Source organism: Tenacibaculum ascidiaceicola (assembly GCF_047470925.1).
Lineage (GTDB): Bacteria > Bacteroidota > Bacteroidia > Flavobacteriales > Flavobacteriaceae > Polaribacter > Polaribacter discolor.
The window spans coordinates 78993-94477 of sequence record NZ_JAZKJP010000004.1 but is presented as its reverse complement, the minus strand read 5'-3'; the positions used below and the strand labels follow the sequence as shown (position 1 = coordinate 94477).

The 15485-nt window shown below is 31.5% G+C and carries 14 protein-coding genes; 6 read left to right on the top strand and 8 right to left on the bottom strand.

Annotated features, from left to right (window positions below; translation table 11 throughout):
• Nucleotides 1-56: 56 nt before the first annotated feature.
• Nucleotides 57-2513 (bottom strand): endopeptidase La, encoded by a 2457-nt coding sequence (gene lon, locus VBY68_RS02255; protein WP_121146726.1) that lies wholly within the window; start codon nt 2511-2513, stop codon nt 57-59.
• Nucleotides 2514-2744: 231 nt separating this feature from the next.
• On the opposite strand from lon, the gene VBY68_RS02250 reads away from it, so the two are divergent.
• Together VBY68_RS02250 and VBY68_RS02245 are read left to right on the top strand one after the other, a co-directional pair.
• Nucleotides 2745-3431 carry a tetratricopeptide repeat protein gene (locus VBY68_RS02250; protein WP_415268743.1) on the top strand — a complete coding sequence of 229 codons (687 nt, stop codon included), beginning with the start codon at nt 2745-2747 and terminating at the stop codon, nt 3429-3431.
• A complete protein-coding gene (locus tag VBY68_RS02245) occupies nt 3431-3961 on the top strand; it encodes a YfiT family bacillithiol transferase (RefSeq protein WP_415268742.1) in 531 nt (176 codons plus the stop codon). Before VBY68_RS02250 ends, VBY68_RS02245 begins: the two co-directional genes overlap by 1 nt.
• A 23-nt stretch (nt 3962-3984) precedes the next feature.
• Here VBY68_RS02245 and VBY68_RS02240 read toward each other — a convergent pair whose 3' ends face one another.
• The 6 genes from VBY68_RS02240 to pheT form a co-directional block, all read right to left on the bottom strand.
• Entirely contained in the window at nt 3985-4314 is a 330-nt protein-coding gene (locus VBY68_RS02240; RefSeq protein ID WP_099214532.1) for a cupin domain-containing protein, read from the bottom strand.
• Nucleotides 4315-4475: 161 nt separating this feature from the next.
• On the bottom strand, nt 4476-4712 hold the full coding sequence (locus tag VBY68_RS02235) for a hypothetical protein (protein ID WP_415268741.1): 237 nt from the start codon (nt 4710-4712) through the stop codon (nt 4476-4478).
• A gap of 98 nt (nt 4713-4810) precedes the next feature.
• The gene (locus VBY68_RS02230) at nt 4811-5371 is read right to left on the bottom strand and encodes a helix-turn-helix domain-containing protein (RefSeq protein ID WP_099214534.1); all 561 of its coding nucleotides are present in this window, start codon (nt 5369-5371) and stop codon (nt 4811-4813) included.
• A gap of 112 nt (nt 5372-5483) precedes the next feature.
• Nucleotides 5484-6098, bottom strand: a complete 615-nt coding sequence (locus VBY68_RS02225) for a LysE family translocator (protein ID WP_121146723.1) — start codon at nt 6096-6098, stop codon at nt 5484-5486.
• Between the two features lie 3 nt (nt 6099-6101).
• On the bottom strand, nt 6102-7136 hold the full coding sequence (locus VBY68_RS02220) for a quinone-dependent dihydroorotate dehydrogenase (RefSeq protein ID WP_415268740.1): 1035 nt from the start codon (nt 7134-7136) through the stop codon (nt 6102-6104).
• A 64-nt stretch (nt 7137-7200) separates the two neighbouring features.
• The gene (gene pheT, locus VBY68_RS02215; protein ID WP_415268739.1) at nt 7201-9627 is read right to left on the bottom strand and encodes a phenylalanine--tRNA ligase subunit beta; all 2427 of its coding nucleotides are present in this window, start codon (nt 9625-9627) and stop codon (nt 7201-7203) included.
• Between the two features lie 173 nt (nt 9628-9800).
• Between pheT and VBY68_RS02210 the strand changes: the two genes are divergently transcribed.
• On the top strand, nt 9801-12377 hold the full coding sequence (locus tag VBY68_RS02210) for an endonuclease (protein ID WP_415268738.1): 2577 nt from the start codon (nt 9801-9803) through the stop codon (nt 12375-12377).
• A 64-nt stretch (nt 12378-12441) separates the two neighbouring features.
• On the opposite strand, the gene VBY68_RS02205 is transcribed toward VBY68_RS02210, so the two are convergent.
• Nucleotides 12442-12735, bottom strand: a complete 294-nt coding sequence (locus tag VBY68_RS02205; protein WP_047789548.1) for a hypothetical protein — start codon at nt 12733-12735, stop codon at nt 12442-12444.
• Between the two features lie 103 nt (nt 12736-12838).
• Here VBY68_RS02205 and VBY68_RS02200 point away from each other — a divergent pair, with 103 nt between their 5' ends.
• Genes VBY68_RS02200 through VBY68_RS02190 form a run of 3 tightly spaced genes read left to right on the top strand, consistent with a single transcriptional unit; the run spans nt 12839 to nt 15476 of the window.
• Nucleotides 12839-13465: an NUDIX hydrolase gene (locus tag VBY68_RS02200; protein ID WP_121146719.1), complete on the top strand. Its 627-nt coding sequence runs from the start codon at nt 12839-12841 to the stop codon at nt 13463-13465.
• 60 nt (nt 13466-13525) lie between these two features.
• Nucleotides 13526-14341 carry a lysophospholipid acyltransferase family protein gene (locus VBY68_RS02195; RefSeq protein ID WP_099214542.1) on the top strand — a complete coding sequence of 272 codons (816 nt, stop codon included), beginning with the start codon at nt 13526-13528 and terminating at the stop codon, nt 14339-14341.
• A 46-nt stretch (nt 14342-14387) separates the two neighbouring features.
• Nucleotides 14388-15476, top strand: a complete 1089-nt coding sequence (locus VBY68_RS02190; protein ID WP_099214543.1) for a M42 family metallopeptidase — start codon at nt 14388-14390, stop codon at nt 15474-15476.
• Nucleotides 15477-15485 lie beyond the last annotated feature (9 nt).

Sequence of the window (15485 nt, the reverse complement as noted above, 5' to 3'; positions counted from 1 at the left end):
TAACTTGTTAAAATTAAAAAGCCACTTATATCTTAATAAGTGGCTTTTTTTATAAACTATACAAGTTTCTTAGCATTCTTTACTTTTTGTTTGGTAAGTGCAATATCAATTACCTCACTCATATCGGTTACATAATGGAATGTTAATCCTTTTAAGTAACTTTCTTTTATCTCTTCTATATCTTTTTTATTATCAGCACACAAAATAATTTCTTTGATGTTTGCTCGTTTTGCAGCCAATATTTTTTCTTTAATACCTCCAACTGGAAGTACTTTTCCACGTAACGTTATTTCACCTGTCATAGCTAATTTATTTTTCACTTTACGTTGCGTAAACAAAGATACTAAAGAAGTTAGCATAGTAATACCAGCACTTGGTCCATCTTTTGGAGTTGCCCCTTCTGGTACGTGAATGTGTACATCATACTTATCTAATACTTCAGGGTTTATTCCAAACTCCTCCGCATTAGATTTAATATACTTCATTGCAATTGTTGAAGATTCTTTCATTACCGTACCTAAGTTACCCGTAATTGAAAGGTTACCTTTTCCTTTAGAAAGAATAGATTCAATAAATAAAATATCTCCTCCAACACTTGTCCAAGCCAATCCGGTAACTACTCCTGCTACATCATTACTTTCATATTTATCACGTTCTAAACGTGCAGGTCCTAAAATAGTTTCTATATCTTCATTCGTTAAAACAACATTGTACTCCTCCTCCATTGCTATAGACTTTGCAGCGAAGCGAACTACTTTTGCTACTTGTTTCTCTAAACCACGAACTCCAGATTCTCTTGTATATCCTTCTACTATTTTCTCTATTTGCTTTTTACCTACCGTTAAATGCTCTTTAGATAATCCGTGCTCTTTTAACTGTTTAGGAAATAAGTATTTTTTTGCTATTTCTACTTTTTCTTCAATAGTATAACCTGTAACATTAATAATTTCCATACGATCTCTCAATGCCCACGGAATTTGATTAATGTTATTAGCTGTAGCAATAAATAATACCTTAGAAAGGTCGTACCCTACTTCTAAATAATTATCATAAAACGATGTATTTTGCTCTGGATCTAAAACTTCTAACATAGCAGAAGAAGGATCTCCTTGATGACTTTGACTTAACTTATCAATTTCATCTAATACAAACACTGGGTTTGAAGTCCCGGCCTTTTTAATATTTTGAATTAAACGACCTGGCATCGCTCCTATATAAGTTTTACGGTGTCCACGAATTTCAGCTTCATCACGTAAACCACCTAAAGACATACGTACGTACTTACGCCCTAGTGCTTCAGCAACCGATTTACCAAGCGATGTTTTACCAACTCCTGGAGGTCCATATAAACAGATAATAGGCGATTTCATATCGCCTCGTAACTTAAGAACAGCCAAATGTTCTATAATACGTTCTTTTACTTTCTCTAATCCGAAATGATCTCTATCTAAGATTTTTTCAGCTCTTTTTAAATCAAATTTATCTTTTGAATACTCTCCCCATGGTAACTCCAACATTAACTCTAAATAGTTACGTTGAACACCATATTCGGCCATTTGAGGATTCATACGTCTTAAACGGTTTAACTCTTTTTCAAAAGTTTCTCCAACCTCTTTATTCCATTTCTTTGACTTTGCTTTAGCACGCATTTCATCTAGCTCTTGTTCATGAGAAACACCACCTAACTCATCTTGAATGGTTTTTAACTGTTGGTTTAAGTAATATTCACGTTGTTGCTTATCTAAATCAGAACGTGTTTTAGATTGAATATCATTACGTAATTGTAATTTTTGAAGCTCTTTATCTAAGTTCTTTAACGTTAGTAGCGCACGCTCTTTTAAATTGTCTTTCTCTAACAATACTTGTTTTTGCGATACGCTTAACTCCATATTTGATGAAATAAAATTCACCAAAAATGAACTTGACTGAATGTTTTTAATTGCAAACGATGCTTCTGAAGGTAACATAGGGTTTTCTTTAATAACCTCTAATGCCAAGTCTTTAATAGAATCGATAATTGCATCAAACTCTTTTTGATCGTCAATTTCTCGTTCATCAACAGCTTCTTTTACCTTTGCTTTTAAATAAGGTTCTTCTTGCGTAATTTCTTCAATTTCAAAACGCTTTTTACCTTGAATTATCACAGTTGTATTACCATCAGGCATTTTTAACACACGTAATATTTGTGCAACCACACCTGTTTGATAAATATCATCTATTCCTGGATCTTCTACTTCACTATCTTTTTGCGCTACCACTCCTACAACTTTATCTCCCTTGTTAGCGTCTTTAATTAACTGAATAGACTTATCTCTACCTGCTGTAATTGGTATTACAACTCCTGGAAATAAAACTGTATTACGTAATGGAAGAATTGGTAACTCTTCTGGAATACTTTCTCTATTTATTAACTCTTCATCTTCTGGTGTTAGTAATGGGATTAACTCAGAATCTTCATTAAAAACATCTTGAAGCGACAAATTGTCTAAATGTAATATTTTTGATTTGCTCATATCTTATTTATTCTGTCATAGTGGCACTTTTAATTTTTTACTTAAAATAAAACCACTTTTTTAAAATCATAAACCACTGATAAACAAAAGAATATAAACACTCTAATATCTATCATACTATCTATATTTCAATTCTTATGCCAACAAAAGCTATAAATAACTTAATTTGTAACTTATTTTATTTTGAATCGTCTTATTAATATCTTATTTCAACAAAAACTAACCAGAAAAATGAAATTTAAATTTTTAATTCTTTCACTTATACTATTATTTGCTAGTTGTTCTTCTAAAACAAACTCTCCTGAGTTTACAGAAAAAGCAGCTGGACGTTATTATTTTAATGCTGATGAAATTATAGAAGTTACTTTTAATGAAGATAATAAATTGCTTATAAAATGGCGTAATCAAGATTTAGAGCCTTTAAAAGTAAACGATTCTTCTTTTTATGTTAGAGAATTGAATGAGAAACTAATTTTTAATACATCTGAAAACAAAATAGAATTAGCTGAAAAAAGAGAACACAATGGTGAAAAATATGTTTTCAAGAAGCTAAAAAAAGGGGAAAGAACACCTAGTGAATATTTAACAGAAGGTAACTTTGAAGCTGCTTTAAAAGGTTATAAAGCTATTAAAGAAAAAGATAGCTTAAATCCTGTAATTAGAGAGAGAAACTTAAACAGATTGGGATATCAATATCTTAGAAAAGATGAATTTGAAAACGCAATTAATGTTTTTAAAATCAACATTGAATTGTATCCTAATAGTTCTAATACCTACGATAGTACTGCTGATGCTTACGCTAAAATGAAAGATACTATAAAAGCTATTGAATACTATAAAAAAGCACTAGCTATCAATCCTGAAAATAGTAGTTCTAAACGAAATTTAGAAAAACTAACTTCAAAAAATGAAGAATAATGGAAAAGCTAAAATACCCTATTGGTAAACCTGAGATACCAAACAATATTTCTTCTAAAAATATTGCTAAATGGATTGAAACCATAGAAGACTTCCCAAAAAGACTAAACAAGTTAGTTTCTGATTTATCCGAAGAACAATTAGATACTCCGTACAGAGAAGAAGGTTGGACAATTAGGCAAGTGATACATCACTGTGCTGATAGTCATCATAATTCTTATACTCGCTTTAAATGGGCTCTTACTGAAGATAAACCAGTTATAAAGGCTTATTTTGAAGATCGTTGGGCTGAATTATTTGATTCTAAAACTGCTCCTATTCAACTTTCGTTAGATATTCTAAAGGCATTACATGCCAAATGGGTTTACTTCATTAAAGGGTTAACTCAGGATGACTTAAACAAGTCGTTTATCCATCCAGATGGAAATGAAGAAGTAAGTTTAAAAGAAAACATTGGTATTTATGCTTGGCATTGTAACCATCATTATGCACATATTGAACAATTATTAATTAGAAAAGGCTGGTGTTAAAAGACATGATAAAAAATCATTTGTTATTTTTTTAAAATAATAGAGAGCATTTTAAACCTTTGATGAGCTTCAATTGTGCTTGCTGTATTTCCTGGTATAATCATAGAGTCTCCATTTTGCAAGTTAGTAAATACTTCATCTACCAATACTTCTGCTGATCCTTCTATAACTTGAATAAATGTTGAAAAAGGAGTTGGCTCTGGCTTATATATTTTACCATAATCCAAAGCTAGTACTATAATATCGTTTGTTTCAGCGTATGATATATGTTCAATTACTATGGTGTTTGAAACATAATGTAACTTATCTTTTATATTATAACTTATCAACTTCTTAAATTCATCATTTTTCATGTAATATAAAGGTTAAAATTGAACTATAAGTTACATTGAAATGGTCTATTATTTATTACATAAAACCTACTTTAAATTACATATATCACAGATTTTTATATAAAAAAAATCGTTTTGAGCTAAAACGATTCTTTTATTAATGATCATTATAAAAACTAGTTTTAAAGAGTAGCTTGGTAGTTAGCCTTTAAAATACCTATTACCTCACCACGATCCTTATGTAGTTTAGTTTCTAGTCTTTTAAATAAATCTACTTCTTTTCCTGATTCAAATTTCACATCCTCTTCTGTTAATTTAGGATACTTAACCTTTAATGCTTTAGACTGTTTACCCCAATCTCCACTAAATTTAAAAAACTCATTTGTTTTTTTCTGCTCTCCTTTGTTTTCGGTTTCCATGATTACATAATTTAAAATAATGCTGAATTACATTTATACAAAGATTGTTCTAAATAACACTAATTCTATTACATAATCAAAGTATTATATTACATAAATCACAGATTTTCAAGATTTTTACTTCTCTTTTTTCCTGTTTTTTTAAAATAAGAAGGTGAATGTCCTGTTATTTTTTTAAACTGATTAGATAAATGAGCCACACTACTATAGTGCAATCTGTAAGAAATCTCAGTAAGATTTAACTCATCATAAAGTATAAGTTCCTTGGCTTTTTCTATTTTATGTTTTATAATAAAATGCTGAATTGTAATCCCCTTAACCTCTGAAAACAAATTGGATAAATACGTATAATCATATCCTAATTTTTCACTAATAAAATCAGAGTAATTAACCTTAGGTACTTCCTCTGAATAGTGTATCATATTAATAATTGTGTTCTTTATCTTATCAATGAGAATACTTTTTTTATCATCTAATAACTCCAAGCCAGAAACTGCTAAATTAGATTTTAACTGTTCTTTTTGTTTTTCAGTAAGTTTTTCTTGAGTTTCAACCAAACCAAGCTCAATATTGGTATAATGAAGTCCAAGTTTTTGCAACTCTTGTTTAACCATTAGTTTGCACCTTAAACTTACCATATACTTTACATATAGCTTCATCGTGTTTTATTAGTAAATACCTGATTTAAAATTAGTTAAAGATACATTATAAATACCTATACAGGAGTAATAACAACTAGTATTTATCCTATTTTTTACAAAAAAGCTTTAACTATAATAAAATCAACAGAGCAATACCTACAAACACTACAATCTGAGCCCACTTTAAGTATATTCCTACTTTATTGTGCTGTTTGATGTAATCGGAAATTTTTCCTGCTAAAATAGCTATTGAAGAAAATATAAAAAATGACGTTAGTATAAACAGACCTCCTAATACATAAAACTGAATAACGTTTGACAAGGTGTCAGAAAACAAAAACTGTGGGAAAAACGCCAAAAAGAAAATTGTAACCTTGGGGTTTAGCACATTCATCCAAAAACCTGTTTTGAATAATTGTAGTGTTGATTTTTTCTGTACATTTTCTGTTGAAAAAGCAATATTAGCATCACTTTTATACACTTGAAAAGCTAAGTACAGTAAATATCCTGCTCCAAATAACTTAATAATAAAAAATAAATTGGGATTTTGTTTTATGATTTCTGAAACTCCAAAAGCAACCAAAGTTGTATGAATAATACATCCCGTCATTAAACCAGCAACCGTGGCTAACCCATATTTTTTTCCATTGACGATACTTTGTGTCAACACAAAAATATTATCAGGTCCTGGCGAAATAGCTAAAGTAGCCGTAGCAAATACAAAAGAAATGAGAGTTTCTAGCATAAATTAACTTTCAGCTAAAATAGCTTTATTGATTCTTTTTACCAAGCTTGGTCCTTCATAAATAAAGCCTGTATAAATTTGTACTAAGTCTGCACCTGCTTTAAGCTTTTCTAAAGCATCTTTTTCAGAATGGATACCTCCTACTCCAATGATAGGAAATGCTTTATTAGAATTATCTGCTAAATACTTAATCACCCTCGTACTTCTATCTTTAACTGGTTGTCCGCTTACTCCTCCATTACCTATTTCTTGTAAACGCTCTTTAGAAGCTTTTAAATTATCTCTATTTACTGAAGTATTCGACGCTATTACTCCATCAATCTTTGTTTCAGCAACTAATTCAATAATTTCATCTAACTGTTGATTATTTAAGTCTGGCGCAATCTTTAATAGAATTGGTTTTTGTTGCGCTTCAGTGTTGTTTAACTTTTGAACTTCAGTAATTAGTTCCTTTAAGTAATCAGCATCTTCAAGTTTTGCATGACTAGATACATTTGGACAACTTACATTAAGCACAAAATAATCTACATACGGATGTAATCCTTTAAAACACGCTACATAGTCTTGTGTATAATTTTCAGGAGCTGTATTCGTATTCTTACCAATATTTCCTCCAATAATTATTTTTCCTTTATTCTTTTTTAATTGTTCAATTGCTGCTTCTAAACCTTCATTATTAAAACCCATTCGATTAATAATTCCCTTATCATCTTTTAAACGGAATAAACGTTTTTTTGGGTTTCCTACTTGACCTTTTGGTGTTACGGTACCTATTTCAACAAAACCAAATCCAAAATTAGCCAACTCATTGTACAACACTGCATTTTTGTCAAACCCTGCTGCCAATCCTACAGGATTTTTAAAAGTTAGCCCAAATAAGTTACGTTCTAATTTTTTATCTTTTATTTGATACATTCCTCTAAAAATAGAAGGCACTCCTGGTATTTTTGATAAAAACTTTACCAATGAAAATGTAAAATGATGAATTTTTTCAGGATCAAAAAGAAAAAAAATTGGACGAATAAGTAATTTGTACATCAGTTTATTTTAGTTTGTCTTATTTATTAAATATAAAAAAAGCTCCATAAATGGAGCTTCTGAATTATCGTAATACAGCATCTAAACTCTTTTCGAATGTTTGCTGTAGTTTCTGCATTATTTTATCTATTTGTTTATCTGCCAATGTTTTGTTTTCATCTTGTAAAACAAAACTTACAGCATAAGATTTTTTACCTTCTGGTAATTTATCTCCTTCGTATACATCAAACAAATCCACTTCTTTTAAAAGCTTTCTTTCTGACTGAAATGCTAAGTTATAAATCTCTTTGAATTCAACTTTATTATCCAATAACAAGGCTAAATCACGCTTTACAGCTGGAAATTTAGGTAAATCAGCTACTTTTATTTTTTTCTTACCAACTAAACCTAAAATATTTTGCCAGTTAAAATCAGCGAATAATACTTCTTGTTTAATTGAAAATTCTTTTAAAATTGTTCTTTTAACAACTCCTAACTCTACTAATTTAGTTTTCCCTAAGCTTAACGTAATTCCTTCAGAAAACACATCTGATTTTGTTGGAGTAGTCTTTAATTTATCAATTCCTAAACGACTTAATAAAGCTGTTACAACTCCTTTAACATAGAAGAAGTCTGATGCTTGTGAAGCAACTTTCCAGCTATCTTGTGTTCTATTTCCTGTAACAAACAATGTTAAATGCTTGTCTTCTTGGTATCCACTTTCGTATTTATGATACGTTTTTCCGAACTCATAAAACTTTAATGAATTATTCTTTCTATTAATATTGTAAGCAACTGACTCTAAACCACTAAATAGTAACGATTGACGCATTACTTTTAAATCGTTACTCAACGGATTAAGCATTTCAACATTAAAGTCAGCGTTTAAGTTATCAGATAACTCAATATAATCAGCTTTCGTTAACGAATTAGCCATAGTTTCATTAAAACCTATCGACGTTAATTGGTCAGCTACAATGTTTTCAATCTTAACGTTTTTATCACTATCAAAAGAAATTGATGTGTTTAGTTTATGAGAAAACTCTATGTTATTATACCCATAAACACGTAAAATCTCTTCTATAATATCCGACTCACGTTGTACATCTACTCTATAAGAAGGTACCACTAACCCTAAACCTGCCTCAGTAACACTATTTATTTTAATATCTAGTGAAGCTAAAATCTTTTTTATAGTTTCTTTCGGTATTTCTTGACCTATTAATTTATATGCATTATCAAACGATAAGAATACCTCAAAATCTTCCACCTTTACTGGGTAAAAATCTAAAATATCAGAAGACATTTTTCCTCCTGCATATTCTTCAATTAATAAAGCAGCACGCTTTAAAGCATACTTTGTAGTATTAATATCAATTCCTCTTTCGAAACGGAAAGAAGCATCCGTATTTAATCCGTGACGTTTTGCTGTTTTTCTAACCGATACTGGATTAAAGTAAGCACTTTCTAAGAAAATAGAAGTTGTATGTTCTGTTACTCCTGATTTTGCTCCTCCAAACACACCTCCTATACATAATGGATTATCATCTGCATCACAAATCATAATATCTTCAGAAGACAACTCTCTTTCTACATCATCTAGAGTAGTAAATTTTGTTCCTTCCTCTAAAGTTTTTACTACTACTTTACCTCCTCTAATTTTAGAAGCATCAAAAGCATGTAATGGCTGTCCTAATTCGTGTAATACATAATTTGTAATATCTACGATATTATTTTTAGGTGTTAACCCTATTGCTTTTAACCTATTTTGAATCCACTCTGGTGATTCTTTTACTTCTACATCAGTTATTGTAATACCACAATAACGAGGAGCTAAATCTTTATCTTCTATTTCGATATCGATTTTGTGAGTACGCTCATCAACATGAAAGTCTGATACTGATGGAGATATTAATTCAATATTAGTTCCTTGCTGAATTAATCCAGCTCTTAAATCACGTGCAACACCGTAATGGCTCATTGCATCCGCACGGTTTGGTGTTAAACCTATTTCAAAAACGTGGTCCGTTTCTATATTAAAAACTTCTGAACAAGGAGTACCTGGTACTAAGCTTTCATCTAAAACCATAATTCCGTCATGACTTTGTCCTAAACCTAATTCATCTTCAGCACAAATCATTCCGTGACTCTCTTCTCCTCTAATCTTTCCTTTTTTGATTTTAAAGCCTTCTCCTTTTTCATCATACAACATAGTACCAACAGTAGCTACAGGTACTTTTTGACCCGCTGCAACATTTGGTGCGCCACATACAATTTGCACAGGGTTACCATCTCCTAAATCTACAGTGGTAACTTTTAACTTATCTGCATTTGAATGCTTTTCACAAGTTTTAACTTCACCTACGACAACTCCTTTAAGGCTTCCTTTAATACTCTCTACAGTTTCTATTCCTTCAACTTCAAGACCTAAATCAGTTAATAACTCACCTGTTTTATCTGCCTCCCAGTCTGTCTGTAAAAATTGTTGTAACCAATTGTATGATATCTTCATAATCAATCTCTAATTTTAGCGTGCAAATTTACGCAAAATAAAGGAAAAACTATAAACTAGTTATCTACAAAAGATATACGATTGATTATTAACCTTTTGGTAACATTGGGAAATTATATTTTTTATTGATTTGTAACGAGTTAACAAAATTTTAACATTTCAAGAAAAATATTATGAAACATAAACTACTCTTCTTTTTTTTGATAGTATCTCTATCAATTTTTTCTCAAGCCCCTTCATATTATAACGACGTAAACTTGAATTTATCAGGTTCTGCTCTAAAAAATGAACTGGCTACAAAAATTATTAATACACATACCACTAACTTATCTTATACTCCTGGTGTGTGGAATGCTTTAAAACAAACCGATTTAGATCCTAACGATCCTAGTAAAGTTTTATTAATTTACGGATATAGTGACACTGACGGTAATTATGTTACCGACAGAACTAGAGACAAGGATGCTAACGGTGGTACAGCTGGTACACAATGGAACAGAGAACACGTATATGCTAAATCATTAGGAAATCCTAATTTAGGAACTTCTGGTCCTGGTGCAGATGCGCATCATTTAAGAGCTGCTGATATTTCTTTCAACTCTCAAAGAAGCAGCAAAAAATTTGCAGATGGCTCTGGTAATGCTGGTGATGTTTCTGGTGGTTGGTACCCTGGTGATGAATGGAAAGGTGATGTTGCCCGTATGATGATGTATATGTATTTACGTTATGGCAACCAATGTTTACCTACTGGTGTTGGTACAGGAGCTACTATGGCTTCAGACTCTAACATGCTTGCTTTGTTTATTCAATGGAATGTAGATGATCCTGTATCTGACTTTGAAAAACAACGTAATCCTATTTTAGAAGGAATTCAAGGAAATCGTAATCCATTTATTGACAATCCTGCTTTTGCTACTGAAATTTGGGGAGGCCCTCAAGCTGAAGATTTATTTGGAGGTGGTAGTGGTTCTGACACCGAAGCTCCTACTGTTCCTACTAACTTATCTGCTTCTAACATTACTGAAACTACAGTTGATTTAACTTGGTCTGCTTCTACAGATAATATTGGTGTTTCAGGATATGATATATATAATGGAGCTACTAAAATAACCACAACCTCTTCAACTTCCTATACTGTTACAAACTTAACAGCAGCTACTAATTATACTTTTTCTGTAAAAGCCAAAGATGCAGCAGGTAATGAATCTACTTCTAGTAATTCAGTTTCTGTAACAACTAACGCTAGTTCAGGTGGAGGAAGTGGAACAGCAACAGATTTATTAATTTCTGAATATGTAGAAGGTTCTTCAAATAATAAAGCTATTGAAATTGCTAATTTTACTGGAGCTACTGTAAACTTATCTGGATATTCGTTAAAAAAAGCTGCTAATGGTGGCGGGTGGACTAATACTTTAACTTTAAGTGGCCAATTAACAAATGGAAATGTTTATGTAATTGCTAATAGCAGTGCCTCTAGCACAATACTTAACAAAGCTGACAGAACAGACACAGGTGTAATTTCTTTTAACGGAAACGACGCTGTTGGTTTATTTAAAGGAAGTACCCTTATCGACTTAATTGGAGATCCTAATAGCTCTTCTACATTTGCGCAAGACAAAACAATGCAAAGAAAATCTTCTGTTACATCTCCTAACAGTTCTTATACAACTTCTGAATGGGATATCTTAGCTAAAGATACATTTAGCGGCCTGGGAAACCACAACATTAATGGCGGATCTACTACTCCAGATACTACTGCTCCATCAACTCCTACTAACGTTGCTGCTTCTAGCATAACACAAACTTCTGTTAATTTAAGTTGGACGGCATCAACAGATGATACTGGTGTTACAGGATATGAAGTGTATCAAGGAAGCACAAAAATAACAACTGTCACTGCTACAAGCTATTCTGTTAGTGGGTTAACAGCTTCAACAAGCTATGCATTTTCCGTAAAAGCAAAAGATGCTGCTAATAATATTTCTTCAGCTAGTAATACGGTAAATGTAACAACTTTAGCAAACACAGTTTCTTACTGTAGCACTAAAGGAAATAACGTAAATTATGAATGGATTGACAATGTTGCTATTGGAGGTATTTCAAATACTACTAGTGCTAATAATGGATATGCAGACTTTACTTCTTTAACTGGTAATTTACCTTACGGAAGCAATACTATAGTAGTAAGCGCAGGTTTTTCTAGCTCTTCTTACACTGAATATTGGAAAGTTTGGATTGATTTTAACCAAAACGGAACTTTTGAGTCTTCTGAAGAAGTTGTTAGTGGCTCTTCATCTAGCTCTGGTAATTTATCATATAATTTTTCTGTACCTACCTCTGCTTTAGCAGGTGCTACAAGAATGCGTGTATCAATGAAATGGAATGCAGCTCCTTCACCTTGTGAAACATTTTCTTATGGTGAAGTTGAAGATTACACTGTTAACATAGGTGGTAGCTCAAAAGGTATTGGATACAACAATATTACTATTGATGGAAAGTTAGGAAATGAAGCTTCTATCTTTGATGCTAGTGTTTTACCAAACCCTAGTGTTGATTTCGTAAAAATTAAATTAGCAGATGACAGAAATGCTACTTTTAAAATTACAACCTTAACAGGTCAACAAGTTTTAACAGGAAAAGTTACTCATAACAATCTTAACATTTCAAGCTTAAATAACGGAATTTATATTCTTGAAGTAAACGACGGTCAAAAATCGTTTACTAAAAAGATTATCAAAAATAGTTTATAGCTATAGAATACAAAAAGAGCTTCCAAAATTGGAAGCTCTTTATTTTTTTATACAATTTAAAAGACTAAACTTCAATTGTAGTTTTTGACTCTTTTGAAGAAAACACATAAGTATATAACCACATAAGAGTAAATGTTGGTACAACATCTAACCCCGGCATTGCTTCTTCAATAAAAGCAATAGCTCCTGCTACTTTACCTTTATTTCCTTTATACATTTTTGTCATTATATACGCAGATGCTGGTGCCCAAACAATATCAGACAACTCTCCAAGCCCAGGTATCAAATAAGATACATACCCAATAGCGTCAAACAATAAACTTAATGCTAGTTTTTGGTACTTTTTTTCTTTATTCATTTAGTATTAAATTAATTCCACACTTAACAAATCAAAATTCAAGCCAAAATTTATAACTTTTATCTTGTAAATTGATAAGTTTGTCCTAAAATACTAAAAACGAATGACTTTTTCTGATTTCATCAATCAAATAGAAAGATTGCAGCAAAAGCAACTGGGTGGTTTAACATCTCAATTTAAATTAGCTCCAAAGTTAAGAACACGTTTTTCAGAAGAATTAATACAAAGTAAAAATCCTAGAAAAGCAGCTGTTTTAGCGTTATTTTATCCTGACAATAATAACCAAACACGTTTTTTACTTACTGAAAGAGCCAGTTATAATGGAGCACATTCATCACAAATAAGTTTTCCTGGAGGTAAGTTCGATAAAGAGGATAATAACTTAAAAACAACTGCTTTACGTGAAACTTTTGAAGAAGTTGGTGTACACTATAAATCTATTGAAATAATACGACAAACTTCAGACGCCTATATTCCTCCTAGTAACTTTTTAGTAGCTCCATTTATAGGTATTTCAGAAAAAACACCTCATTTTACTCCAAATGAAGAAGTTGCAGAAATTATTGAAGTTTTATTAGCTGATTTATTAGACGATTCAAACTTAACTTCAGTAGAAATGGAAACCTCATATATGAAAAACATTGAGGTACCATGCTTTAAATTAAACGATTACATTGTGTGGGGTGCAACTGCCATGATGCTTTCAGAAATTAAAGATTTATTTAAATAGTTTTTTTTATGGTTTTCTTTTGTAATTTAGCATTTACACTAATAAAACCTGATTATAAAAATGCCTTTATTTAAAAGGAATCCTTTTGGACATATATTGTTCATTAAAAGATTTTTAATACAAGTTCTCGGAGTTATTTCTCACGGACGTTACCGTAAGTTTAATGACCTACAAATAGAGGGAATGGATGTTTTAAGAAGTCTCCCCGACCAAAAAGTACTATTTATTTCTAACCATCAAACTTACTTTGCCGATGTAGCAGCCATGTTTCATGTATTTAACGCTGCTTTAAAAGGTAGAGACGACAATATTAGAAACGTAGGTTATTTATGGAAACCTAAACTAAACATTTATTATGTTGCTGCAGGTGAAACCATGCGTTCTGGTTTACTTCCTAAAATTTTTGCTTATGTAGGTTCTGTTTCTGTTGAAAGAACTTGGAGAAGTGCAGGTAAAGATGTAAACAGACAAGTAAAAATGTCTGACATTTCTAATATAGGTAAGGCATTAGATGATGGTTGGGTAATCACCTTCCCACAAGGTACAACTACCCCTTTTAAGCCTATTCGTCGTGGTACAGCTCATATTATTAAAACCTATAAGCCTATTGTAGTTCCTATAGTGATTGACGGGTTTAGACGTTCTTTTGACAAAAAAGGATTGATGATAAAAAAACGTAACGTACTACAATCTATGGTTATTAAAGAGCCTTTAGAAATTGATTACGAAAATGAGGATGTAGCTAGCATTGTTGAAAAAATTGAATATGCTATAGAGCAACATCCATCTTTTTTAAAGGTGTTAACACCTAAACAACTTCAAGAACAAGAAGAGTTCATTGAAAAAAGACGTTTTTGGGGAGCTGATAAACCTTAAGAAAAAGAAAAGAAAGATTAATAACATTAAAATTAACGTTTAAGTTATGGCTGATAAATCTATTTTAAATAAAAAGTCGATAGACTTCTTAGAAAAATATTTAAATAATGCTGCTCCCACTGGATACGAGTGGGAAGGGCAAAAAATATGGATGAACTATTTAAAACCTTATGTTGATGAGTTCATTACAGATACTTATGGTTCTGCTGTAGGAGTTATAAACCCTGATGCTAAATATAAAGTAGTTATTGAAGGACATGCTGATGAAATTTCTTGGTATGTAAATTATATTTCTGATGACGGGTTAATTTATGTAATCCGTAACGGAGGTAGCGACCACCAAATTGCTCCTAGTAAAATTGTAAATATTCACACTAAAAACGGAATTGTAAAAGGTGTTTTCGGATGGCCAGCAATTCATACACGTAATAAAGCTAAAGAAGAAGCTCCTAAACCTGATAATATTTTTATTGATCTGGGATGCTCTACTAAAGAAGAGGTTGAAAAATTAGGTGTACATGTTGGTTGTGTTATTACATATCCAGATGAATTCCATATTTTAAACGGAAATAAGTTTGTTTGTCGTGCTCTAGATAACCGTATGGGAGGGTTTATGATTGCTGAAGTAGCTCGTTTATTACACGAAAACAAGAAAAAACTACCTTTCGGACTGTATATTACAAACTCAGTTCAAGAAGAAATTGGTTTACGTGGTGCACAAATGATTACTGAAACAATTAAGCCTAATGTTGCTATTGTTACCGATGTAACACATGACACTACTACACCTATGATCGACAAGAAGAAAGAAGGTCATTTAGAGTTAGGTAAAGGTCCTGTAGTAGCGTATGCTCCTGCTGTGCAACAAAAATTAAGAGATTTAATTATTGATACTGCCGAAGCTAACAAAATTCCTTTCCAACGCTCTGCCCTATCAAGAGCTACAGGAACTGATACTGATGCATTTGCATATAGCAATGGTGGTGTTGCTTCTGCTTTAATCTCTTTACCATTACGTTACATGCACACTACCGTTGAAATGGTACACCGTGAAGATGTTGAAAACGTAATTAAAATGATTTACGAAAGTTTATTAAAAATTGAAGACGGAGAAAATTTCTCTTATTTCAAATAATAGAAATAA

What these genes read in the sequence shown, in the direction of transcription:
- lon (WP_121146726.1), bottom strand. Translation starts at nt 2,513, where the DNA reads ATGAGCAAATCAAAAATATTACATTTAGACAATTTGTCGCTTCAAGAT.
- VBY68_RS02250 (WP_415268743.1), top strand. Translation starts at nt 2,745, where the DNA reads ATGAAATTTAAATTTTTAATTCTTTCACTTATACTATTATTTGCTAGT.
- VBY68_RS02245 (WP_415268742.1), top strand. Translation starts at nt 3,431, where the DNA reads ATGGAAAAGCTAAAATACCCTATTGGTAAACCTGAGATACCAAACAAT.
- VBY68_RS02240 (WP_099214532.1), bottom strand. Translation starts at nt 4,314, where the DNA reads ATGAAAAATGATGAATTTAAGAAGTTGATAAGTTATAATATAAAAGAT.
- VBY68_RS02235 (WP_415268741.1), bottom strand. Translation starts at nt 4,712, where the DNA reads ATGGAAACCGAAAACAAAGGAGAGCAGAAAAAAACAAATGAGTTTTTT.
- VBY68_RS02230 (WP_099214534.1), bottom strand. Translation starts at nt 5,371, where the DNA reads ATGAAGCTATATGTAAAGTATATGGTAAGTTTAAGGTGCAAACTAATG.
- VBY68_RS02225 (WP_121146723.1), bottom strand. Translation starts at nt 6,098, where the DNA reads ATGCTAGAAACTCTCATTTCTTTTGTATTTGCTACGGCTACTTTAGCT.
- VBY68_RS02220 (WP_415268740.1), bottom strand. Translation starts at nt 7,136, where the DNA reads ATGTACAAATTACTTATTCGTCCAATTTTTTTTCTTTTTGATCCTGAA.
- pheT (WP_415268739.1), bottom strand. Translation starts at nt 9,627, where the DNA reads ATGAAGATATCATACAATTGGTTACAACAATTTTTACAGACAGACTGG.
- VBY68_RS02210 (WP_415268738.1), top strand. Translation starts at nt 9,801, where the DNA reads ATGAAACATAAACTACTCTTCTTTTTTTTGATAGTATCTCTATCAATT.
- VBY68_RS02205 (WP_047789548.1), bottom strand. Translation starts at nt 12,735, where the DNA reads ATGAATAAAGAAAAAAAGTACCAAAAACTAGCATTAAGTTTATTGTTT.
- VBY68_RS02200 (WP_121146719.1), top strand. Translation starts at nt 12,839, where the DNA reads ATGACTTTTTCTGATTTCATCAATCAAATAGAAAGATTGCAGCAAAAG.
- VBY68_RS02195 (WP_099214542.1), top strand. Translation starts at nt 13,526, where the DNA reads ATGCCTTTATTTAAAAGGAATCCTTTTGGACATATATTGTTCATTAAA.
- VBY68_RS02190 (WP_099214543.1), top strand. Translation starts at nt 14,388, where the DNA reads ATGGCTGATAAATCTATTTTAAATAAAAAGTCGATAGACTTCTTAGAA.